Origin of the sequence: Catelliglobosispora koreensis DSM 44566 (assembly GCF_000379685.1) — a bacterium.
GTDB lineage: Bacteria > Actinomycetota > Actinomycetes > Mycobacteriales > Micromonosporaceae > Catelliglobosispora > Catelliglobosispora koreensis.
The window spans coordinates 58,618-78,628 of sequence record NZ_KB903252.1 but is presented as its reverse complement, the minus strand read 5'-3'; the positions used below and the strand labels follow the sequence as shown (position 1 = coordinate 78,628).

The window sequence follows — 20,011 nt, the reverse complement described above, 5'->3', positions numbered from 1 at the left end:
TGAGGAAGTATGTTCGAGATCGACAACATCGACGAGCTTTACGCACTTCAGAAGGGTCTAATGGAGATCCGCTTCAACACGTCCGATGTGGATTGGGCGGTGCAGGGGAGTCCATTCTTGAGCCATATTCATGAACGGCTGGTTGAGTCGATCATTGCCTATCATGATGCATCTGGAGAGCCTCGGAAAGCACAGGGTTGGCGTGATTGGCGTCGTTTTGACACGCGAGCAATGGAACGACCAGCCATTCGTGATTACCTTGTCAAAATGTGGAATGACTTGTACACGCCAGAGGCTAAAAGAGAAGCTGTTACCGATCAAATGCGTCCCTTTGTGTTTACGGACGATGATGTGACAGAAATGATCTCCGAAATTGAAGCGGAGCACGGCAAGGCGTCAGAAATTTAGCATTCACTGCATTCGATTGATCCGGAGCGGTGAGGTCTTTGCAACAGCTCCGGAGAGTGCTGGTTCGGTAATGTCGTGCACCGAAGGGCGTTGCTGTCACGGCTGCTGTCAAATGCCTGGAACACATGCGAATCGATGGATACAATCCAATGTGGACGTTTAGGGTGGATGTTGCCTTGCTAGAGGCGGGTTGAGACGGGCCGACGTTCCATTTGTGCTGGGGTAGTCCTCGGTGCCTCGACACGTAGCGTCGTGGCGTGGAATGGGCTCTGGCGATCGGAGAGCGATTAATGGGCCAAAGTCCGGTGGGCGAGTAGTGGACGAGATAAATCCTTTGTGGGCCAGCTTTAATGGTTGGGCTTCGCGTTTTCCGGGCGCCGTGTATTGGCACATTCGGGCCAGCGGTTTGCGCTTTTGGAGCGGGCAGGTTTCCCGAAACGGCGACACGCTTCGAATTGACGGGCTCATGATCTAAATTGGAGAGTAGCGTCGAGGCGGACTAGCTTGTATGTGGTCCGTCACTTGGCCAACTCCGATCCGGAGAGTGTTGGCTCGGCAAATTTGTGCAACAGGCGGTTCCGGCCTGATTGGCCAGTTCACTCAGGCATTTCCGGGAATCCGGATCAACATCATGACAGGTTGATAAACGCTTATGCACGAAACCATTCGCCGGATCTCTGTGTTCATTAAGGGCCAGGACCCAACTTCTGTGGTCGGGTTGTCACGGGAGCAGATCGATGAAGTTACGGCGGCATACGGGGTAGGTGAACTCCCAGAGGTGTATGCCGAGTTTCTCTCGGAGATGGGCGTCAGGGCAGGCCATCTCCTACAAGGTACCGACGCCTTTTATCCGGGAATCCTTAGCCTCGCCGAAGATGCCGCTGACTTCTTTGCGGAGGATTTGGACGGAATCCCGTTGCCAGACGGCGCCATTGTGTTTGCGATGCACCAGGGATACCAGGTGTACTGGATGGAGAACTCCGGGTCCCCGGATCCTGCGGTCGCTTTATATATGGAAGGAGACTCCGCTCCAATGATGCGATGGGAAACCTTCACGGAATTTCTGACAAAGCAACTTGGCGAAGATTATGGGAGCGGAAATCTTCCTGAGATGGATTGATACTTGTGTCCTGGGGATGTCCCAATGCGGCTAAACCTCGGCAAGCCCTGCGAGGGTGCCCGAAAAGGGAGACGTGGATATGCGGGACCAGGTGAACTCTTGCAGCATATCGTTGGTAGGGCGGCCGGGCGCCGGAGGCGCGAGGCCGCCCAACAAAGCGGGGCTTAGACGTGCACGAGGACGCGCTCGGGGGCCTCTTCGTCTGAGGTTTCCGTTGCGGGGACGATGCGGATGACCGTCGCTGCGATGACGACGCCGATCGCGACCAGTGCCGCTCCGGTCCAGAACGCTAGCTGGAAGCCCGAAGTTAAGGCGACAGGTGCCGAAACTCCAGTAGCGGCAAGGGATTCCGTGCGAGTCGTGGAGAGCGTAGCGAGCACGGCGAGCCCAACGGCGCCACCGACTTGGGCTGTTGTGTTCACGAGACCGGAAGCCAGGCCAGCGTCGGAAGACGTGGCGCCAGACATCGCCAGCGTCATCAAGGTGGGGAACGAGACGCCAGCGCCGATACCGAGGAGCAGCATCGCCGGGAACATGTCGCGCAAGTACACGCCGTCAACAGGCACCTGGGCGAACCAAATCAGGCCAGCCAAAACTAGCGTCAAACCCGCGATCAGCAACGGTTTTGGACCGAAGCGGCCCATCAGCGGTGCGGAGAAACCGGCTGAGAAGGTGCCGATGGCGAGAGCGACCGGCAGGAAGGCCAGGCCGATCTGCAAAGCGTTGTAGCCCAACACAAACTGCATGTAAAGCGTGCCGAGGAAGAACATGCCGAACATGCCAGCGATCATCAGAATTTGCACAACGTTAGCGCCAGTGATGTTCCGCGAGCGGAAAATCCTCAGTGATAGCAACGGGTTCGCAGCTGTCAGCTGGCGCACGATGAAGCCAGCAAGCAGCACGACGGCAAGCACGCCGAGTAGAGCCTGACTCTCCACAATGGAGTAAACACCGAGCATCAGTGAGCCCGTAATCAAAGTGGCGCCAAGGACATCGGCACCTTCGCGTAGCCCCACACCGGGCTCGTTGGCGATGAGCCGGGTCGCGAATACCAAAGCGGCGATACCGATGGGGACGTTCACGAGGAAGATCCAGTGCCAGTTCAGCGCCTGGGTCAGGACGCCGCCAAGCAGCAGGCCGATTGAGGCTCCGGCAGCGGCGACGAAGCTGAAGACGCCGATCGCGCGGGCTTGTTCGGCGGGCTTGGGGAACATGGTCACGATCATGCCCAGCGTCACTGCTGTAGCCATCGCACCACCAACACCCTGCAAGAACCGTGACACGATAAGCATTTCCGGCGTCGTTGACGCGCCGCAGAGAAGCGACGCCAGGGTGAAGACGGTCAAGCCGATCAGGAAGATGCGTTTGCGGCCGATCAGGTCGCCGAGGCGTCCAGCCAGGAGCAGCAAGCCACCAAACGCGATCAGGTAAGCGTTGATCACCCACGCCAGCCCGGCGTCAGTGAACTTCAAGTCATCGCGAATAGCGGGCAGGGCGACGTTAACAATGGTCTGGTCCAGAACGATCATCAGCATGCCTGCGCAGAGCACGACGAGCGCGATCCAGCGCGAACGAGCCGATGGTTGTGAGGCGGTCATAACTGGGACCGTACCAGATGGTTTTGTTCGGGACTATTTTTTAACCAACAATTTTCTTGGGTACTCGCGGAGCCCGCCGGCGTGGAGGGTTATCGCACATGGGAGCGGCAGAAAGGCGTCCCTGCGCGAGACGGCGAAGGCCAGCCAGGAAGCCGGCCCGTTCGTCGTCTGGCAGCGAGTCCAGAACGTCATCGAAGATGCTGAACACGACCTCGTCGGCCTGGTCGAGAACTTCCTCGCCAGCCTCTGTCACCCGGATGATCCGTGCCCGGCGGTCAGTCGTGGAGGGCACGCGCTCCGCGAGGCCGGCCTGCTCAAGAGCATCCATGGTCACGACCATGGTGGTCTTGTCGAGGTTTGCCAGCTCGGCCAGTTCGGATTGCGTCAGGTCCTGGCGGACGGCCTTACTGAGTACACAATGGGCTCTTGGGGTTATCCCTAGGTCTGCCAGGCGTGCGGTCATCTCGGTCAGGAGATTGTGGCTCGCGACGTTCAAGAGCAGCATGAGGTCTACGTTCCGGGCAGGAGCAGACGTGTTCATGTCCCGAGCGTAGCAAGATAATCTGTTACGGAACTATCTGCGACGGCGCTCGCCTAGGATCTGAGTCCATGGAGCCCGAACCGCGGCAGAGCGGAACAGGCAAGCGGGAGAAGATCATATGGCTCGCCGGACTGGCGGGCGTGGTCATCGTGGCGGTGTGGGTGCTGCCGCGGGTGGCGAGTTATTCCGACATCGCCAACGCGATCGGCACCCTGAGTTCGGGGGAGATCGTCACGCTGTTCGCCCTCGGGCTCGGCGTCATCGCGGTCACGGGATGGTCGGCGAAGCTGGCGCTCGGGAGCCTGAGCTGGTGGCGCGGGACCCTGAGCACTGTCTGTGCCAACTTTCTGACCGCGCTTGTGCCGACCGGCGCTGACTTGGCGGTCCGTTTCGCGATGTACCGCTCGTGGGGCTTCAACGCCTCAAAAGTGACCGCCGCGATCGCGGTTACGGGAGTGGGCCGTTATCTAACCCTCCTGTCTCTGCCCCTCATCGGCATGACCGTGCTCGTGCTCACGGGACGCGGCGACGATGACACACCGTTGCTTCTCGCCGTGGGGTTGCTCGCGTTCGCTTTGCTGACCATCATTCCGTGGCTGTTGCTGCGCCGCGAGGACCTGGCACACCGGTTCGCGCACCGTCTCGAACACGCCGTGCACAAGATGGCGAAGCTCTTCAAACGGCCCGCCCCGTCAGGAATCACGGAACGCGTCCTGCGTTTGCACACGTTAATCGTGAAAGAGTTCAAGCGCCGCGGCTGGCTCGTCACGTTTGGACAGCTGGCTGCCGCGTTCGCCAATAGTGTCGTTCTCTTTGCGGCCCTTAGGTTCGTGGGGCTCGGGCCGGAGCTGATCTCGTGGGGCGAAACGTTTTACGCGTTCGCCTTGGGCACCATAGCTGCCATCGTTCCCATAACACCAGGCAATATCGGCGTCACCGAGTTCATCATCCTCGGTGTGCTCGCCCTCGACGGTGGCAACTACCAAGCCCAGATCCTCGCCGCGGCACTGCTCTACCGCATCTTCACGTGGATGCTGCCGATTCCACTGGGAGCGGCCACCTTCTTCTGGTGGCGTTATCAGCAAGCCCGCGCCCCCGCGAAACTCAAACGGCCGTCCTCGGCCGCCGAGTCAGCCTCCACGCCGTAAAGATTGCAATGGATCGACGGCGTGACGGGAGACACGCAACAGATCGAAGTAGGGACACAACGGATCGTTACGTAATCTCGTGCGCGTGATGAGCCAGACCGCTGCAACGAGGCAGCTGCGCGCGCGGGAGTACCTGATGGTCCCGCCAGAGAACTTCGCGGTGGAGTACGAGATTAACCCGTGGATGGATACGTCCACGGAGGTTGACGCACGCCTGGCGGTCAAGCAGTGGGAGGCGCTCAAGGACGCTCTCATCAGCAAAGGGCACACCGTGCACACGCTCGTTCCGGAGAAGGGGCTGCCGGACATGGTGTTCGCGGCCAACGGTGCGTTCACGGTTGATGGGGTCGCTTATGGGGCGAAGTTCAAGTACCCCCAGCGCTCTGATGAAGCCAAGGCGCACCGGGAGTTCTACGAGAGTCGCGATTGGACATTCAGGGCGCCGACGCTGACCAACGAAGGTGAAGGCGACTTCGCCTACGCCAACGGGCTCATCCTCGCGGGCTACGGATTCCGCACTGACGTCACAGCACACGCCGAGGCGCAGGAGGCGCTCCAGCGGCCGGTCGTCAGTCTGAAGCTGGTCGATCCGCGGTTCTATCACCTGGACACGGCTCTGGCCGCGCTCGACGATGACAACATCACCTATTACCCGCAGGCGTTCAGCGAAGCCAGCCAGCGCGTGCTCAGGCAACTGTTCCCCGACGCGCTGATCGCCGACGAGGAAGACGCCGAAGCGTTCGCGCTCAATCTCGTGAGCGACGGGCTGAATGTCTTCCTCAACACGGAGTCGGTCGGCATGGCCACCAAGGTGATGGACCGCGGCTACGTGCCGGTGCTCACCGACCTCTCTGAGCTCAAGAAGGGCGGCGGCAGCGTTAAGTGCTGCATCGCAGAGCTAAGAAGGTAACTTTGCTCGCGTGACTTTTTCCGGTGGCAGGCGGGCGCTCCTGCGGCATGGGGTGTCCGCCACGGCGGGCGCCTTCGCTGGAGCGGCCGCCGTCAAGGCGGTCGACGCGATCCAAGCCAATGGCCCGTTGCCTTTCTACGAAGGCCCCGCCGCCTCCATCCACGCCGACCGCCGAACGCCGCCGAAGCACGCGCAAGTGGACACGGTCTGGTCGGTCGACACCGAGCGGAAGCTAGTGGCGCTCACATTCGACGACGGGCCGATGCCTAACTGGACGCCGAAGGTGCTTGAATCGCTTAAACGCCAGGGCATTCCGGCGACGTTCTTTGTGGTTGGCCGCAATCTCGCCGCGAACAAAGACATTTTCCGCGGGTACGAAGGGCAGCACGAGCTCGCCAATCACACGTGGGAACACAAAGACTTGGCCCGCCAGGATCTCGCCGAAGCCACAGACGCCATTGAGCGCGCGCATGACGAAATCACCAAGGTGACAGGCAAAGCACCGACGTTATTGCGCCCGCCGTATGGTCATCTCGCCGGCAGCACCATGCTGACCGCCGCCGAGTTCGGTTACACGGTCGTGTTGTGGAGCCGGCAGATGCTCGAGTCGGACTACCGCGATGATCCGCCCGGTCTAGTCGAATACATCAGCGCCGCGACCGCGCCCGGCGACATCATCCTCGCCCACGACACAGGTCCGGCGGACCGTCTCGTGGCGATCGGCAATCTCGACGCGATGATCTCCGGGCTGAAGAACCGTGGATTTGAATTCGTCACCGTCACTGACCTCCTTGCCGCGCGGCACACGTAGCCGCGCACACGCTCTGCCCGTCCGCGGCCGGACACCTCTTCTGCCTAGTCGCGTAGAACTACGCGACTAGGCAGAGGCAGCACAGCCCTGAAAAGGGGCGCCGCAACCAACATCGCCCGGGCACTATCGGCTCGGGCGAAGGGCGGGACGCCGTGCCGGGAGGTGGTGTTGCCGAGTCCGGCTAGAAGTAGTCGTGAATGGACGGCGGAGGGCCAGCGGTAGCGGTCTGTAGCAAGGCGTCTGAGGCCGTGTCGCCGGACAGGAAACCAGCGCGCCGGAGCACGGCTGGGCTGACGCCGGCGTACCAGAGGGCGAGGCCACGGGGCGACATCGCGACGTCGCCAGAACCGCCCGGCTCCAGGGTCGCCTTGCCGCCCGAGAACGTGAGCACGAAATCGCCCGCATTCCAAGGACATTCGGGGTCGCTCAGGGCAAGTGACACGCGACCGTCGAGAGTGGACGGCCAGCCGCGCGCGGCGATCGCGGCGACGGCGTCGACGATGCGCAGCATCCACGAGTTCGTCTTCTCGACGGTCGCGCCGACTTGGGAGAACAGGTACCGCGCGGGATCGTCGGGGGTCAGCCGCAGCACAGCCGTGGGCGTGACGCTGGCCCAGTTGCCCACGAACGCCAGCAGGCTCGCCGTCGCGGCCGAAGAGCTGGCGATGAGGTCATAGACGGTCAACTTTCCGGTGGCGTCGTAACCGGGGCCACGGTCCCAGCTCGCGTAACCGCACACCTCGCCGTCGGGGTTGACCGCGACCGTGAAGCCGTTGACGGACGCCAGTGCCTCGGCCGCAGTGGCCGTGAAACAGGGGCCAGCGCGGTCGAGCATGCCGGTGCTCGCGGACGCGACCGCCGCATAGAGGGCGTGGATCGCCGGGAAGTCGTCAACCGTGGCCGGACGCAAAGTGATCGACGGCGATGCCTTGACCTGGGCGAGGGAACTGGCCGGGAAAGCGGTGTAGGTCAGCGCGCCGACTTCTTCCCAGCCGAGCGCCCGGTAAGGCAACGCTGTCGTCGGGAACAGGGTGCTGATCGCCGCGCCACGTGAACGAGCGTCAGCGAGCAGGCGCGTGAGCACGAGGCGTCCCAGGCCACCCCGGCGCGCGTAGGGCGCCACGGCCACTCCGGCGACACCCGACGTGGGCACGGGCCGTCCACCGAACCACTGATCCTGCACCCGGTCGACGGCCCTGGCGACGAGCTGTCCCGTCGAGTCGAAGGCCCCGACCGCGATGCGTCCCGGGGTGACCGCGCTCCAGTTATCCGGCCGTGGCTGGCCGTGATAGCCGAATGTCACGGCGCCGAGGTCCCAGGAGGCATCGGTGTCTTTGGCTTCGAGAGTGCGCAGGTCATAGGCCACCGGGCCATACTGCCACCCGGAAGGGGAGAGATAATGGCGGGGTGCTGACCTTCGATATCCGCCGGGCCACAGATCCGGCCGAGATTCTCGCCGCGGAAGAGCATTTCGATAATCCCGCCCGCCACGAGTGGGCCGCCACGTTCCTGGCCAGCCACGGGCACCACCTGCTCATAGCCTATGTGGACGATGCTCCAGCCGGCTTCATCAGTGGTGTCGAAATGACCCATCCCGACAAAGGAACCGAGATGTTCCTCTACGAGCTAGGGGTAGGGGAGAAGTACCGCCGCAACGGGATCGGCCGTGCCCTGACCAACGCACTGGCACAGATCGCTAAGGACAACGGCTGCTATGGCATGTGGGTGGGCGTCGACCCGGACAACGAGGTCGCGCTGGCTACGTACCGCTCAGCTGGGTCTGCGGAAAGTTCCGAGACGGTGACGCTGTCGTGGGAGTTTCCGTCCAGCTAAGCGAATAGAGCAGGTCCATGACTTGCGCCAAACTGCCTGAACACCAAACCCGGTGGGCCGCGGTCGCCGTTTCCCACCGGGCCTCATAACCCTCGTTTGACTTCGAAACCCTCACTGAGTACCCCCTGAGCCTGATCCTGGCGATCGACGGCAGTGGGCTAAACCCCAAGCCTGACACCGAATGCAGCTGAAGGGTTTTCCCGGACGGATGCCGGAACTCGGCGAACCACTGCGCGTCAGTCACGACGCGGGTGCCCGGAACTTCAGCCCACTGCGTGGGAAGCGCCGGCAGTTGGCGGGCGAGCACGGGCACTGGCGCGGCCTGGGCGAAAAGCGGCAGGTCAGCGCAGCCTACGAGGCGGGGAAGAGCGGTGATGGCAAGCACGGCGAGGCTCCGGGAGGGTGTGACGTGTCATTCCGTAAGCCCGACATTGCGCTCGCCGAACACTGTAAACGCTCACGCCATGTTCGGGAACACCGAACATTCGTCTTACATCGCGCCACTAGCGTTCGGCTTATGCCTGAACGGGAAAAGGCCGCCCATTTGCTGCGGCGCGCCACGTTTGGTCCCACCATGCGAGAAGTCGACGCGGCGGAGCAGCGTGGGTTCGAAGCGACGCTGCAGATGCTGGTGCGACCGTCCAGTCCGGACAATCTGAGCTATCCGCGGCTGGAGCCCGACCCCTACGCGGCGCTCACGAGGCAGTCGACGCGCGAGGAGCGGCAGGCCGCTCAGAAGACGCGCCGGGAGCAGGTGCAGCAGATCACCGGCTGGTGGCTGGACCGGATGGTCACGGCGGAGCGGCAGCTCGCCGAAAAGCTCGTGTTCTTCTGGCACGGGCACTGGGCGACCAGTGTGCAGAAGGTGAACTCGGCACACCTCATGCTGGCGCAGCAACAAATCTTCCGGTCCCGTGCGCACGGCCCGTTCGGCGATTTCGTCAAGGCCATGCTGCGCGATAGCGCGCTGATTCTGTGGCTCGATGGTCAGCGCAACACGCGCAAGGCGCCCAACGAGAATCTGGCGCGCGAGCTGATGGAGCTGTTCACCCTCGGCATCGGCAATTACACGGAGGCTGACGTCAAGGAAGCGGCCCGCGCGCTGACGGGCTGGACCATCGACCGCACGACTGGAGTCGCCTCACTGGAACCCAATAAGTTCGACGACGGGCAAAAGATGATCCTCGGCCGGACCGCCAAGTTCGATGTGGACAGTCTGGCCGATCACCTGGTGTCGCAAGCGGCCGCGCCCAAGTTTGTGGCCAGCCGTTTGTGGTTCCGGTTCGGCTCGGCTGAACCGATTCCATCGAGCGTGCTGGAAAGCATGAGCGCTGCCGGTGATGTGGCTTCGATGATGACCGCGATGCTTCGTTCCGAAGAATTCGGGCGAGCCCAGGGGCAGCTCGTCAAGCAACCGGTGGAATGGCTTGTGGGTGCCGTGCGCCAGCTCGGGATCTCCGGCGACCGGTCGGCGTTCTACAAGGGACTGACCGCTTTGGACCAGGTGCCGTTCCGCCCGCCGAGTGTGGCCGGGTGGCCGTCGGGCAACGCTTGGCTCACCACGTTTTCGGCGCAGACCCGGCTGCGGGTCGCCGAAGCGCTGGCGGCCAAGGCGGTCACCGTCCCTAGCGATACGGACGAAGCCGCCCGCGTGCTGTGCGTGGACGCCTGGACTGACCGCACTCGCAAACTGCTCGAAGGCGTGAAGGATCCGCGCCGCAGGCTCGCTCTGGCCTTGGCCAGCCCGGAATACGCGGTCCACTGAGGAGGATGCGATGGATGCCTTGACGCGACGTAAGTTTCTGATCCGCAGTGGGGTCGTGGGCGCTGGCGCGCTTGCGGCCGGGGCGACCGCCCTTTCCCTGTCAGACGTACTGAAAACCGCTGGCGACAAGCCATCGGGAGCCAAGACACTGGTGGTCGTCACGCTCTATGGCGGCAACGACGGGCTGAACACGGTGATTCCCTTCGCCGACAAGGCTTATCACTCCGCGCGTCCGGAGCTGGCCTATGACGAGCCGGAGGTGCTCAAGCTTGACGCCACGACGGGCCTGAACCCAGCGCTGAAGAACTTGCATGAATTGTTCGGCACGAGGCGGCTCGCCGTCATCCGTGGCATCGGCTACCCCAAGCCCGACCGCAGTCACTTCAAGTCGATGGACATCTGGCACACGGCCGAACCAGAGCGGCCGGGCCCCACGGGCTGGCTAGGCCGGTGGCTCGACGCCGTCGGCGGCGATCCGAGGATGGCGGTCTCGTTCGAGAAGGTGCTGCCACCACTGCTCGCGGGAGCCTCAAGCGCGGGAGCGGTCGTAGGCACGGGTGAAATCAAGCTGCCGCGCGGCGTGACGCGGGAAACCCTTGCCGCTCTTGGGACTTCGGTGTCCGGGGAATCACCGTTCCAAGCGCGTGCCGCAGCGTGCTTCGCTGATCTGGCGCGCGTGGACGAACTCATGACAACGGTGTCGGAAGCCGCCGACGACTCGCCTTCGCCCGACGATGAGGCTCAGGCAACGGGCACGGGTGGGGGAGCCGGGCTCGACGCTCAGCTTTCCCTTGTCGCGCAATGCATTGAGGCACGGGTAGCGACACGGGTGTTCTCGGTGTCCCTTGGCGGCTTCGATACGCACGCCGATGAGAAGCAACCGCACCAAGGGCTGTTGGGCATCCTCGACAAGGCTCTGGGCGCGTTCCTGAAACGGGTGCAGGGCAAAGACGTGGTGGTGCTGGTTTATTCGGAGTTCGGGCGGCGGGTCAAAGCCAACGCCTCCGACGGCACCGACCACGGGACCGCATCTAGCCTGTTCCTGCTGGGGGACGGCGTGACTGGTGGGCTCCACGGCGAGCCACCGAATCTGTCCGATCTGGATAACGGGGATCTCAAGTACACCACCGATTTCCGCGACGTCTACACGACGGTGCTCGAACGCGTGCTGGCCGCCGACGCGGCACGGATCCTCGGGCCGTGGAAGGGCCGCTTGGCCGGTGTTCTATGAAGGCCGCATTAGCCGTGCTGCTCCTAGTGCTCGCTGGGTGTTCCGCCGCGGCTTCCGATGGGCGCTCTGACGAAACCATCGTCTACGTCCCCTCTTCCGTGGTGAAACCGGCGCCGCTGGTCGTGATGCTCCACGGCGGCTTCGGCAGCGCCTCGCAAGCTCGGCGCGCCTACGGCTGGGACGCCGCCGCAGACAAGCACGGCTTCGTGGTCGCCTACCCCAACGGCAAGTCCCGCAGCTGGAACGCCGGACCGGAGTGCTGTGGACCGCAGGAGCACGACGACGCGGCTTTTCTGCACGGCGAGATCACGCGACTGGTTCGCGACGGGTTAGTGGATGCCCGGCGGGTTTATGTGACGGGCATGTCGAACGGGGCGATGATGTCGTACGCCGTGGCGTGTGCGTTTCCTGACGACGTGGCAGCGATCGGGCCGGTCGCGGGTGCGCGGATCGCCGACTGTGACAAGGCTAAGCCGACGCCCGTTTTCGCGATCCACGGCACCGCCGACCGCAATGTGCCGATTGAGGGCGGTGTAGGACCGGCCGGAGTCACCAAAGTGGACTACCGTTCCCTGGACGAATCGCTAGACCCGTTCCTCCGAACGGCCCAATGTCCGAGCGCGAGCGTCAGCTCACCGTCCGGAAAGTACACGCAGAACCGTTGGCAGTGTTCAGGAAACGTTGAGGTTGCCACGATCATCGTCGATGGTGGCGGTCATGAATGGCCCGACGGGGCCACCGAGTGGCTGTGGGCACGGTTTTCCCGGCATGCGCGAGATCAGTAGTTCTTGTAAAGTCCCGCCGCGTGACAGTCCAACCACCTCAAAACCCTTACCCGTCACCGTTTGCTGACCCAACGCAATCGGCTCCTCCGCAGCCGTATGGCGTTGCGCAGCCAGGTGCTCCCGCACAACCCGTGCCGCCGCAGGCGTATCCGCAGCAGGTTCAGCCCCAGCAGGCATACCCACAACAGGCGTATTCGCAGCAGGCATATGCGCCGCAGCACGGGACGCCACCGTGCGTGATGTGTGGGGCCGGGCCGACCGCCGACGCGACGTTCCGTGGCCACCGTGGGCTCATCATCGTGATGCAGTTCCTCAAGCAAAAGGGACCGTTCTGCCGCGACTGTGGCATCTCCACGTTCCGCACGATGACCAGCCGCACGCTCGTGCAGGGCTGGTGGGGCTACGGATCGTTCATCGTCACCCCGTTCGTGCTGCTCATCAACCTGTTCCAGCGCGGCAAGGTGGCCAAGCTCCCGGCCCGTCAGCCCGACGCCAACTCGGGTCAGCCGCTGCCGCTGGGCAAGCCGGTCTACCTGCGCCCGACCATGATTGGCCTGGGGGTTCCCCTCGCGCTCGTCGGTGTCATCGCCGCCGTCGCGATCGGGGCGCCGAAGTCCGGCGTCGGCGGCTGTGTCGCCATCACGGGCACGGACAGCTGGAAGTGGGTCGCCTGCGAACAGACCCACGACGGCAAGGTGATTTCGGAAGCCAACTCCGAAAACGGTTGTGGCGACCTCGATGTCTACATGGAAGAGCGCACCCGCAAGGGACGTGTCACGGGCACGGACTACTACTGCGTGGACAGCAGCCTTTAGCGCAGTCGCGTTATCCGGACCTCGACGCCTTGGTTCGCGCTCGGTGGGCCGGAGTAAACCCCTTTGAGGGGCGGGACATCGCCATATTCCCGCCCCCGGCCAACGGCCACATGGCGCGGCTGGATCGGGGCCCCATTCGTGGGGTCATAACCGGTCCAGCCGGTGCCAGACCACCACTCGACCCAGGCATGGCTTTGCCCGGCCACGTCTTCGCCGACGGGACCGTCGGGATGCGGGTGCATATACCCAGAGACATACTTCGCGGGCGTACCCATTCCGCGCAGCAACCCCACGACAAGGTGACTGATGTCCTGGCAGACACCGCTGCGCTGGCGCCACGCGTGCACCGCGTCGGTCTGCACACCGGTGCTGCCGGGCTGATACTCCACTTCGGACTGGACGAGCTCGCACGCGGCTAGCGCCGCCGCTTGCGGTCCGTCGTGTGCGCCTTTGATTTCCAGTGCCAGGGCGGTCAGTTCCTCGTCGAGCGCTGTGCGCGGGGTCGGCAGCAGATATTCGTGCCACCTGTCTTCGTTTTCGAGATCGTTCCACGACGGGCCGTCCGGCGTGACCGGTGCCGAGGGCATTGTCTCCACGAGAGCGGACGCGACCACGGTCAGCGACTCGTGCGCCTCCTGCAAGTCAAACGCGGTGACGACACTGCCCCAGTAGTCCTCGTACTTGTACAGCCAAGCCGCGGGCTGAATCTCCACGCGCGCGTCTAGCACCGACTGGCGTCCCTCGGAACGAGGCGACATCCGTGCTTCGTTGTAGGACGTGGCGGCCTTGCCGTCGTATTGGAACCACGTGCGGTGAGTGATGCGCATGCGCCAGCCCTGGTTCATGCGACGGCCCACGTCACCGCGGCGGTCGCCCGGAAGTAGCGGCCGGTGATGGCGGTGTTGGCGCGTGAGCACGCACGCTCCACTGTGGACAGCACGCTGCTCAGATTCGACAGCAGTTCGTCGACACCACGGAACTCCAGATCGGTGCGGGCACGCCCGATGATGCGGTGAGCGTCCGTCGCGACTCCGGCCCGTGGGCCGGTCGCCTGCTCCAGCTCGTCCAAACATGACTCCGCGGCGCTGAGGGCCGCGAACGCGGACCGGGGAAACAGTCTGTCCAGTAAGAGAAACTCAGCCGCATGACGGTCCGTCAGAGCGCCGCGATAGGTGCGCAGGAACGTCTCCCAAGCCCCGCACGAGCGCAGCAGCGAAAGCCACGACTGGATGCTGCCGCCCGCGTCAGCGTGCGTCGACAACAGCCGTGCCGTCATGTCAGCCCGCTCGATGCTGCGGCCCAGCATGAGGAACAGCCACCCGTCATCACGGCTCATCGTCGCCTCGGTCAGCCCGTTGAGCAGCGAGCAGCGTTCCCTGACCCACCCGAAGAACGCGTGCATGCCTTGCTGCTCAATCCGAATGCGCGCGGCCGGCAGGCCGAGCCAAGTCGCGTTGAGACACTCCCACATTTCCGTCGAGATGGTTTCCCTTGCGCCACGGGCGTTTTCGCGTGCGGCCGCGAGCGCTCCGACCACCGAGCTCGGGCTGGCCTGCTCGAGTCCGAGCAGGCTGACCACTTGCAGCGTTGAGACCTGTGTGGCATCGGTCGTCACGCCCATCACCTTGAGCAGTGAACGGCACGCCTCTTCCTGATCGACCCACGGGTCCTGAAGCATGCCGTGGACGTGCACATCGAGGATGCGCGCGGTTCCCTCAGCGCGTTCTGCGTAACGGCCGATCCAGTAGAGCGACTCGGCTATCCGGCTCAGCATGGCGCCTCCCCGACGGTCTGCTGTTGCTGTTGTTGTTGCTGGGCGACGACTTCTCCAGTACCAGGGCCAGGGTCTGGTTTTCTGGGTTGTGGAATCGCGGCCCCGCGCGGGTGTTGTGGGCTGGGCTCGGACGGGTCGGTCGCTTCGGCGAGCACCCAGGTGTCCTTGGAACCGCCACCCTGGCTGGAGTTGACGACCAGTTCGCCTTCAGGCAGCGCGACGCGGGTCAACCCGCCCGGCAGAACTTTGACAGCGACGCCATCGTTGACGGCGAACGGGCGCAGGTCGACGTGACGGCCGCGCAGCCGGTTGCCGATCAGCGTCGGCACCATCGACAGGGCGACTTCCTCCTGGGCGATCCAGCCGCGTGGGTCAACGGTTATCCGGGCTCGCAACTTCTCCAGTACCTCTTCCGAGGCCCGTGACCCGATCACGATGCCTGCCCCGCCCGATCCGTCGACCGGTTTGAACACGAGCGAATCCATGCGGCCCAAGGCGTATTCGAGCACATCAGGGTTGTCCTCGAGCCGGTAGGCGGTGACGTTGGGCAGGATCGGCTCCTGCGCCAGGTAGTAGCGGATCAGGTCGGGGACATAGGTGTAGAGCAGCTTGTCGTCGGCCACACCGTTGCCGACCGCGTTGGCGATGGTGACCTTGCCGCAGCGGGCGGCGTTGAGTAAGCCAGCGACGCCGATCATTGAGTCAGCTCTAAAGTGGACCGGATCGAGGAAGTCGTCGTCGATGCGGCGGTAGATGACGTCGACCCGCTTCTCACCGGCGGTGGTGCGCATCGAGACCTCGTTGGCCGCGCACAGCAGGTCGCGGCCTTCGACGAGTTCCACGCCCATTTCGCGGGCCAGCAGCGTGTGCTCGAAGTAGGCCGAGTTGTGCACGCCCGGCGTCAGCACGACGACCGTCGGATCGCTTACCCCGGCTGGAGCGGCTGCCCGCAGCGCGGCAAGCAACTGAGCGGGATAGGAGTCCACCGGCCGGATCCGGGTCGAGGCAAGCACTTCCGGCAGCACATGCGAGATCGCGCGGCGGTTCTCGATGACATAGCTGACGCCTGACGGCGTGCGCACGTTGTCTTCCAGGACGCGGAACGCTCCCTGCTCGTCGCGTATGAGGTCGACGCCAGCGACGTGGATGCGCACGCCGTTGGCCGGGTTGATCCCCGCGGCCTCCCGGTGAAAGTGGGCACTGGTCACGACGACTCGCCTGGGCACGATGCCGTCACTGAGCACGGTGGCCGGGCCGTAAACGTCGGCGAGGAACATCTCCAAGGCCTGGATGCGTTGCGCCACACCGGCTTCCACATGTGCCCACTCGGCGGCGGTGATGACCCGCGGCACGATGTCGAGCGGGAACGGCCGTTCCACACCTTTGAGGGCGAACGTGATGCCCTGATCCAGGAAGGCGCGCTGGAGCACCTCTGAGCGCAGGCCTAAGTCCGCACTGGACAGTGCCTGAAGCGTCGCGTAAAGGGTCTCGTAGCTGGGCCTAGGCACGGCGGGCTCGGCGAACATCTCATCCCAGCCCGGGCCAAGGCGGTAGTCCTCGAAGAGATCCGCCATTGGCCCACGTTATGTGAGGAACATTGCAAAAGTGTTACGAACCGAAGGTGTTGCACTGGCGCGGGTCGCCGGTCGTGAACCCCTGGTTGAACCATTGCTGCCGCTGCTGGGCTGATCCGTGCGTGAAGCCAGACTCGTTGATCGTGCCGGTCGCTCGCTTTTGGATGGTGTCGTCGCCGACCGCCGCTGCGGCTTGCAGTGCCTCGTCGATGTCCTTTTGCGTGATGCTCGTGAAAAGAGGCTGTCCCGTGGCGTCCGTCGTGCGGGAGGCGGCGTTGGCCCAGGTCCCGGCGAAACAGTCCGCCTGAAGTTCCATGGCGACGGAGTAACGGTTCGCGTTGGCCGGGTCGCGCTGCTGTGCCCTTCTAACTTCGGCTTCCGTGCCGAGCAGCGTCTGCACGTGGTGCCCGTACTCGTGGGCCAGAACATAAGCCTGAGCGAACTGCCCCGAAGCCCCAAACCGTCTCGCGAGCTCGTCGTAGAAGGCCAGGTCGATGTAGACGTGATTGTCACCCGGGCAGTAGAACGGCCCCATGCCGGAGCTGGCACTGCCACATGCCGTGTTCACGCCGCCGCTGAAGTAACGCGTGGTCGCCTTCTGATACGGGGTGCCGAAGTATTGCGGCATGGCCTGCTGCCAGTACGCCTGAACTGAGTTGATGTAGAGCAGATTGCGGCAGTCGGTGCGCTGGAACCGCTCAGGGTTACTGACATCACATGCCTTTTGCAGGTCGGTGTTGTCGCCGGGCTGGGGAGCCGTGCCGCCACCGCCCAGGCCACCGACGTTGCCCAGGTTGCCGAGCTGTCCACCGCCACCGAAACAGAGAAAGCCACCGATGCATAGCGCGAGGATGATGACGATCGCGCAGCCAAGTTTGGGGTTCTTCTTGAACATCGGCAGGAAAGCACTCAGACAGCCTGCCCCGGCGCCGAGACCGCCCATGCCTCCGCCGCCTCCGCCACCACCCCCGCCGGAACCCAGGCCGGGGAAGTTGAAGCCGCCCCCGCCGCCGCCACCTGTCTGGCCGCGCATGTCCTCGACCTGTGAGGGGTCGACGTTGGCATTTTCGTTGATGCTCACGTTCATGACTGTAAGCCGGATTTAAACCATTTTTAGCCTGATTCGCCAACGAGTAAGCTTGGTCGGTTTGCTGTCGCGGTGGAGGAAGTCATGATTTCGGCCAATGGCCTTGAGTTGCGCGCGGGCGCACGCATCCTGCTCGAGGGTGCGAACTTGCGCGTGCAGCCGGGTGACCGAATCGGTCTCGTCGGCCGCAACGGCGCGGGCAAGACGACGACGCTCAAGGTGCTCGCCGGGGAAGGCTCGCCCTACGCGGGCCAGGTCGACCGCCGGGGTGCCGTGGGCTATCTCCCGCAGGATCCGCGCACGGGCGATCTCGATGTCACGGCCGCTGACCGTGTGCTGTCCGCCCGCGGGCTCGACCGGCTCCTCGCGCAGATGAAGGAACTCGAGCCTCAGCTCGGCACCGACGACGCACTGCTGCGTAAATATGGCCAGCTCGAAGACCAATTCGCCGCGCTCGGCGGGTACGGGGCGGAAGCCGAAGCCGCACGCATCTGCTCCAACCTCGGCCTGCCCGACCGTGTGCTCGCGCAAACCATCGGCACCCTGTCCGGCGGCCAGCGCCGCCGCATCGAACTAGCCCGCATCCTGTTCCGCGACGCGGGCGAAAACGGCGGCGGCATCCTGCTCCTCGACGAGCCCACGAACCACCTCGACTCCGACTCCATCACCTGGCTACGCGGGTTCCTGTCCGGGCACAAGGGCGGGCTCATCGTCATCTCCCACGACGCCTCGCTCCTGGAAGCCGTGGTCAACAAGGTCTGGTACCTCGACGCCAACCGTTCCACTGTGGACACGTACAACGTCGGCTGGAAGACCTACCTCGAACAGCGCGAAACCGACGAGCGCCGCCGCAAACGGGAGCGGGCCAACGCGGAGAAGAAGGCCGGAGCCCTGATGGCACAGGCCGACAAACTGCGGGCCAAGGCCACCAAGACGATCGCGGCGCAGAACATGGCCAAGCGCGCCGAGAAGATGCTCTCCGGCCTCGACGAGGTGCGTGCCAGTGACCGGGTCGCCAAAGTGCGTTTCCCCACGCCCGCCGCGTGCGGCAAGACCCCACTGACCGCGTCGGAACTGTCCAAGTCCTACGGTTCCCTCGAAATCTTCACCGACGTCAACGTTGCCGTGGACCGTGGTTCCCGCGTCGTCATCCTCGGCCTCAACGGTGCGGGCAAGACCACCCTGCTGCGCATGCTCGCCGGTCTGCTCACGCCCGACACCGGTTCCGTGAACGCAGGTCACGGCTTGCGCCTCGGCTACTACGCCCAGGAGCACGAAACGCTCGAGGTCGACCGTTCCATCCTCGACCACATGCGCTCGGCCGCCCCTGAACAGACCGACACCGAGCTGCGCCGCATCCTTGGCGCCTTCCTGTTCAGTGGCGACGACGTCGACAAGCCGGCCGGCGTACTATCCGGCGGCGAGAAGACCCGTCTCGCCCTCGCGACCCTCGTCTGCTCGGGCGCGAACGTCCTCCTGCTCGACGAGCCCACCAACAACCTCGACCCGGTCAGCCGCGAACAGGTCCTCGACGCCATCGCCCGCTACCCCGGCGCGATCGTCCTCGTCACCCACGACCCCGGCGCCGTGGCCGCGCTCAAACCCGACCGCGCCATCCTTCTGCCCGACGGTGACGAGGACGCCTGGTCCGACGACCTCCTCGACCTCGTCGAACTCGCCTGACGCCGCAACCCCTTCAACCCCTTTGGTCCGACGCCCGCCGTGGTCCAGACCGTCCCTCCCGCGAGGCCTCCACCTCCGCGCACCCCGGCCTCTTTCACCCACCCCGCTTCACGGGGAGCCGTCCTGCTTTCGCGTCGCGTCCGAGCCTCGCCATCCGCATCCCGTGACGCCGGCGGCACGGGTCTCCTCGCCCCACTCGGCGGCTTCCTCGGCGCATCCCGGCCCCGCGCTGCCCGCTGCCTTCGCGTGCTCCGGGTTCCATGCCCCACTCCGCTTCACCTGTCATCGCCATGTCGGCCCTGAGGTATGCCGTTGCGACGAAAGGATGTGGTGAGCGGTCGCTGGAGACATGGGCCTCGGCGGCATGAGCAGCTTGGGCTACTTGGGCTTGATCCACAGCCAAGAGTGAGATCCACAGCCACTGGGACGTGATCGACAGGGCATTTGATCACGTCTGGTGGGATGTGGATCTCGGTTTGGGGCCAGGATGATCTTTGAGCATGATCCGGATTCCGAAAAGGGTGATCCACAGGCGATTTGATCACTCCTTTTAGGATGTGGATCACGACTCAAGATTCACATCCCGAGACGGTCCAATGGTCTTTTCCACCGATCGGTCCAATATGGACACCGCGACGCTCGGCGCTGAGGCGGCAGGGTAAAACGTCCGAAATGGACGGTGTAACCGTGACCACGGATTACCGGGAAAAACGGAAAGCGAATCCGGACCGGGCGCAAGCGAAACGCAGTGGAGGATTTGGCCGGCGGAGGCAAACGGGGACGCGCGAACATCGCGGGGAGCGGGCAAAAGCGAAACGGGGAGGACTGACCAGCGGAAGCGAAAACGTGGAGGCGAAACGGGAAAGCGGGAGCATTGCGGGCGACCGGGCGCAAGCGAAACGTGGAAGCGCGAGCATTGCGGGGGAAG

18 protein-coding genes are annotated in these 20,011 nt (G+C 64.1%); 11 read left to right on the top strand and 7 right to left on the bottom strand.

The features are described from left to right. Positions 1-9: 9 nt before the first annotated feature. Complete coding sequence (locus A3E1_RS0112625) at positions 10-408, top strand: hypothetical protein (protein ID WP_020521132.1); 399 nt, start codon at positions 10-12, stop codon at positions 406-408. Positions 409-1,060: 652 nt separating this feature from the next. Then, the gene (locus A3E1_RS44640) at positions 1,061-1,528 is read left to right on the top strand and encodes an SMI1/KNR4 family protein (RefSeq protein ID WP_020521131.1); all 468 of its coding nucleotides are present in this window, start codon (positions 1,061-1,063) and stop codon (positions 1,526-1,528) included. Between the two features lie 164 nt (positions 1,529-1,692). Here A3E1_RS44640 and A3E1_RS40035 read toward each other — a convergent pair whose 3' ends face one another. Beyond that, positions 1,693-3,126 (bottom strand): MFS transporter, encoded by a 1,434-nt coding sequence (locus A3E1_RS40035; protein WP_020521130.1) that lies wholly within the window; start codon positions 3,124-3,126, stop codon positions 1,693-1,695. Positions 3,127-3,166: 40 nt separating this feature from the next. Continuing rightward, positions 3,167-3,667 carry a MarR family winged helix-turn-helix transcriptional regulator gene (locus tag A3E1_RS0112610; protein ID WP_026208362.1) on the bottom strand — a complete coding sequence of 167 codons (501 nt, stop codon included), beginning with the start codon at positions 3,665-3,667 and terminating at the stop codon, positions 3,167-3,169. A 68-nt stretch (positions 3,668-3,735) separates the two neighbouring features. Between A3E1_RS0112610 and A3E1_RS0112605 the strand changes: the two genes are divergently transcribed. The 3 genes from A3E1_RS0112605 (at position 3,736) to A3E1_RS40030 (ending at position 6,536) form a co-directional block, all read left to right on the top strand. Next, on the top strand, positions 3,736-4,815 hold the full coding sequence (locus A3E1_RS0112605) for a lysylphosphatidylglycerol synthase transmembrane domain-containing protein (RefSeq protein ID WP_020521128.1): 1,080 nt from the start codon (positions 3,736-3,738) through the stop codon (positions 4,813-4,815). Between the two features lie 88 nt (positions 4,816-4,903). After that, entirely contained in the window at positions 4,904-5,725 is an 822-nt protein-coding gene (ddaH, locus tag A3E1_RS0112600) for a dimethylargininase (RefSeq protein WP_020521127.1), read from the top strand. A gap of 10 nt (positions 5,726-5,735) precedes the next feature. Beyond that, positions 5,736-6,536, top strand: a complete 801-nt coding sequence (locus A3E1_RS40030) for a polysaccharide deacetylase family protein (protein WP_020521126.1) — start codon at positions 5,736-5,738, stop codon at positions 6,534-6,536. A 181-nt stretch (positions 6,537-6,717) separates the two neighbouring features. Here the strand turns inward: A3E1_RS40030 and A3E1_RS40025 are convergent, their stop codons facing one another. Continuing rightward, on the bottom strand, positions 6,718-7,902 hold the full coding sequence (locus tag A3E1_RS40025) for a GNAT family N-acetyltransferase (protein WP_020521125.1): 1,185 nt from the start codon (positions 7,900-7,902) through the stop codon (positions 6,718-6,720). 41 nt (positions 7,903-7,943) lie between these two features. On the opposite strand from A3E1_RS40025, the gene A3E1_RS0112585 reads away from it, so the two are divergent. From A3E1_RS0112585 to A3E1_RS44635, 5 genes are all read left to right on the top strand, one after another. Beyond that, positions 7,944-8,369 (top strand): GNAT family N-acetyltransferase, encoded by a 426-nt coding sequence (locus A3E1_RS0112585; protein ID WP_020521124.1) that lies wholly within the window; start codon positions 7,944-7,946, stop codon positions 8,367-8,369. A 517-nt stretch (positions 8,370-8,886) separates the two neighbouring features. Beyond that, the gene (locus A3E1_RS0112580; RefSeq protein ID WP_026208360.1) at positions 8,887-10,134 is read left to right on the top strand and encodes a DUF1800 domain-containing protein; all 1,248 of its coding nucleotides are present in this window, start codon (positions 8,887-8,889) and stop codon (positions 10,132-10,134) included. A 10-nt stretch (positions 10,135-10,144) separates the two neighbouring features. Then, positions 10,145-11,365: a DUF1501 domain-containing protein gene (locus A3E1_RS0112575; RefSeq protein WP_020521122.1), complete on the top strand. Its 1,221-nt coding sequence runs from the start codon at positions 10,145-10,147 to the stop codon at positions 11,363-11,365. Further along, a complete protein-coding gene (locus A3E1_RS0112570; protein WP_020521121.1) occupies positions 11,362-12,150 on the top strand; it encodes an alpha/beta hydrolase family esterase in 789 nt (262 codons plus the stop codon). The genes A3E1_RS0112575 and A3E1_RS0112570 overlap by 4 nt, the downstream gene beginning before the upstream one ends. 20 nt (positions 12,151-12,170) lie before the next feature. Next, a complete protein-coding gene (locus A3E1_RS44635) occupies positions 12,171-12,965 on the top strand; it encodes a hypothetical protein (protein ID WP_157631483.1) in 795 nt (264 codons plus the stop codon). On the opposite strand, the gene A3E1_RS0112560 is transcribed toward A3E1_RS44635, so the two are convergent. From A3E1_RS0112560 to ypfJ, 4 genes are read right to left on the bottom strand one after another with little or no spacing between them, the layout of a single operon-like run. Then, complete coding sequence (locus A3E1_RS0112560) at positions 12,962-13,810, bottom strand: transglutaminase family protein (protein ID WP_020521119.1); 849 nt, start codon at positions 13,808-13,810, stop codon at positions 12,962-12,964. The two genes, A3E1_RS44635 and A3E1_RS0112560, sit on opposite strands and share 4 nt — an antisense overlap. Continuing rightward, positions 13,807-14,739 carry an alpha-E domain-containing protein gene (locus A3E1_RS0112555; protein ID WP_020521118.1) on the bottom strand — a complete coding sequence of 311 codons (933 nt, stop codon included), beginning with the start codon at positions 14,737-14,739 and terminating at the stop codon, positions 13,807-13,809. Before A3E1_RS0112555 ends, A3E1_RS0112560 begins: the two co-directional genes overlap by 4 nt. Further along, positions 14,733-16,313 (bottom strand): circularly permuted type 2 ATP-grasp protein, encoded by a 1,581-nt coding sequence (locus A3E1_RS0112550; RefSeq protein ID WP_020521117.1) that lies wholly within the window; start codon positions 16,311-16,313, stop codon positions 14,733-14,735. Before A3E1_RS0112550 ends, A3E1_RS0112555 begins: the two co-directional genes overlap by 7 nt. A gap of 34 nt (positions 16,314-16,347) precedes the next feature. Continuing rightward, positions 16,348-17,394, bottom strand: a complete 1,047-nt coding sequence (gene ypfJ, locus A3E1_RS0112545) for a KPN_02809 family neutral zinc metallopeptidase (protein WP_026208359.1) — start codon at positions 17,392-17,394, stop codon at positions 16,348-16,350. Positions 17,395-17,484: 90 nt separating this feature from the next. Here ypfJ and A3E1_RS0112540 point away from each other — a divergent pair, with 90 nt between their 5' ends. Then, positions 17,485-19,083 carry an ABC-F family ATP-binding cassette domain-containing protein gene (locus tag A3E1_RS0112540; protein ID WP_020521115.1) on the top strand — a complete coding sequence of 533 codons (1,599 nt, stop codon included), beginning with the start codon at positions 17,485-17,487 and terminating at the stop codon, positions 19,081-19,083. Positions 19,084-20,011: the final 928 nt, after the last annotated feature.

Excerpts from the sequence above, each read along its gene's own strand:
- A3E1_RS0112625 (WP_020521132.1), top strand. The coding sequence starts at position 10 with ATGTTCGAGATCGACAACATCGACGAGCTTTACGCACTTCAGAAGGGT.
- A3E1_RS44640 (WP_020521131.1), top strand. The coding sequence starts at position 1,061 with ATGCACGAAACCATTCGCCGGATCTCTGTGTTCATTAAGGGCCAGGAC.
- A3E1_RS40035 (WP_020521130.1), bottom strand. The coding sequence starts at position 3,126 with ATGACCGCCTCACAACCATCGGCTCGTTCGCGCTGGATCGCGCTCGTC.
- A3E1_RS0112610 (WP_026208362.1), bottom strand. The coding sequence starts at position 3,667 with ATGAACACGTCTGCTCCTGCCCGGAACGTAGACCTCATGCTGCTCTTG.
- A3E1_RS0112605 (WP_020521128.1), top strand. The coding sequence starts at position 3,736 with ATGGAGCCCGAACCGCGGCAGAGCGGAACAGGCAAGCGGGAGAAGATC.
- ddaH (WP_020521127.1), top strand. The coding sequence starts at position 4,904 with ATGAGCCAGACCGCTGCAACGAGGCAGCTGCGCGCGCGGGAGTACCTG.
- A3E1_RS0112580 (WP_026208360.1), top strand. The coding sequence starts at position 8,887 with ATGCCTGAACGGGAAAAGGCCGCCCATTTGCTGCGGCGCGCCACGTTT.
- A3E1_RS0112575 (WP_020521122.1), top strand. The coding sequence starts at position 10,145 with ATGGATGCCTTGACGCGACGTAAGTTTCTGATCCGCAGTGGGGTCGTG.
- A3E1_RS0112570 (WP_020521121.1), top strand. The coding sequence starts at position 11,362 with ATGAAGGCCGCATTAGCCGTGCTGCTCCTAGTGCTCGCTGGGTGTTCC.
- A3E1_RS0112560 (WP_020521119.1), bottom strand. The coding sequence starts at position 13,810 with ATGAACCAGGGCTGGCGCATGCGCATCACTCACCGCACGTGGTTCCAA.
- A3E1_RS0112555 (WP_020521118.1), bottom strand. The coding sequence starts at position 14,739 with ATGCTGAGCCGGATAGCCGAGTCGCTCTACTGGATCGGCCGTTACGCA.
- A3E1_RS0112550 (WP_020521117.1), bottom strand. The coding sequence starts at position 16,313 with ATGGCGGATCTCTTCGAGGACTACCGCCTTGGCCCGGGCTGGGATGAG.
- A3E1_RS0112540 (WP_020521115.1), top strand. The coding sequence starts at position 17,485 with ATGATTTCGGCCAATGGCCTTGAGTTGCGCGCGGGCGCACGCATCCTG.